Source organism: Flavobacterium sp. P1_E4 (assembly GCF_056405915.1).
The window spans coordinates 1-1,626 of the sequence record NZ_JBFUBE010000061.1 but is presented as its reverse complement, the minus strand read 5'-3'; the positions used below and the strand labels follow the sequence as shown (position 1 = coordinate 1,626).

The 1,626-nt window shown below is 52.8% G+C and carries 1 protein-coding gene; it reads right to left on the bottom strand.

Translation table 11 applies throughout. The annotated features are described in order from the left end of the window. On the bottom strand, positions 1 to 1,626 hold a 1,626-nt coding region (locus tag AC1DY0_RS18960), incomplete at both ends, for a hypothetical protein (protein WP_477190139.1).

Below are 1,626 nucleotides of genomic sequence, written 5' to 3'. Positions count from 1 at the left end.
AAGCCTGTGGTGCAGTTGTCGCTTACCGAAGCGGTACCGAAGGCTGCTGTGATTTCTGCTGCTGTCGGATTACAAAGTACCGTGCCTGCCGGGGTCAAGGCGATCACCGGAAGCTCCGTGTCTCGGGTATAAGTTAGCGTTTGTGAAGCCAAGCCTGTATTTCCGCAAGCATCGGTTACCGTCCAGTTTTTGGTGGTAGAGAAACTACAACCCGAGCCTGTTTCTGCTGCTTCGGTGCCAATAGCACTTAAGCCTGTTGAACAATTATCGCTTACCGAAGCGGTGCCGAAAGCTGCCGTTATTTCTGCTGCCGTTGGATTACAGCCCAATGTACCTGCAGCAATTAAAGTGATCACCGGAAGYTCCGTGTCTCTAGTATAAGTTACCGTTTGCGAAGCCAAGCCTGTGTTCCCGCAAGTATCGGTTACCGTCCAGTTTTTGGTSGTGGAGAACGTACAACCCGAGCCTGTTTCTGCTGCTTCGGTGCCTGTAGCAGTTAAGCCCGTTGAGCAGTTGTCGCTTACACTSGCKGTKCCGAAAGCTGCTGTGATTTCTGCTGCTGTCGGATTACAAAGTACCGTGCCTGCCGGGGTCAAGGYGATCACCGGAAGYTCCGTGTCTCTAGTATAAGTTACCGTTTGCGAAGCCAAGCCTGTGTTCCCGCAAGTATCSGTTACCGTCCAGTTTTTGGTSGTGGAGAACGTACAACCCGAGCCTGTTTCTGCTGCTTCGGTACCGGTTGCTGTTAAGCCCGTTGAGCAGTTGTCGCTTACCGAAGCGGTGCCGAAGGCTGCCGTTATTTCTGCTGCYGTTGGATTACAAAGTACCGTGCCTGCCGGGGTCAAGGCGATCACCGGAAGTTCCGTGTCTCGGGTATAAGTTAGCGTTTGTGAAGCCAAGCCTGTGTTCCCGCAAGTATCGGTTACCGTCCAGTTTTTGGTGGTGGAGAACGTACAACCCGAGCCTGTTTCTGCTGCTTCGGTGCCGGTTGCAGTTAAGCCTGTGGTGCAGTTGTCGCTTACCGAAGCGGTACCGAAGGCTGCTGTGATTTCTGCTGCTGTCGGATTACAGCCCAATGTACCTGCAGCAGTTAAAGTGATCACCGGAAGCTCCGTGTCTCTAGTGTAAGTTACCGTTTGCGAAGCCAAGCCTGTGTTCCCGCAAGTATCGGTTACCGTCCAGTTTTTGGTGGTGGAGAACGTACAACCCGAGCCTGTTTCTGCTGCTTCGCTGCCAATAGCACTTAAGCCTGTTGAACAATTATCGCTTACCGAAGCGGTGCCGAAAGCTGCCGTTATTTCTGCTGCCGTTGGATTACAGCCCAATGTACCTGCAGCAATTAAAGTGATCACCGGAAGTTCCGTGTCTCGGGTATAAGTTAGCGTTTGCGAAGCCAAGCCTATGTTGCCGCAAGTATCGGTTACCGTCCAGTTTTTGGTGGTAGAGAACGTACAACCCGAGCCTGTTTCTGCTGCTTCGGTGCCGGTTGCAGTTAGGCCCGTTGAACAGTTGTCGCTTACACTGGCGGTGCCGAAGGCTGCTGTGATTTCTGCTGCTGTCGGATTACAAAGTACCGTGCCTGCCGGGGTCAAGGTGATCACCGGAAGCTCCGTGTCTCTAGTATAA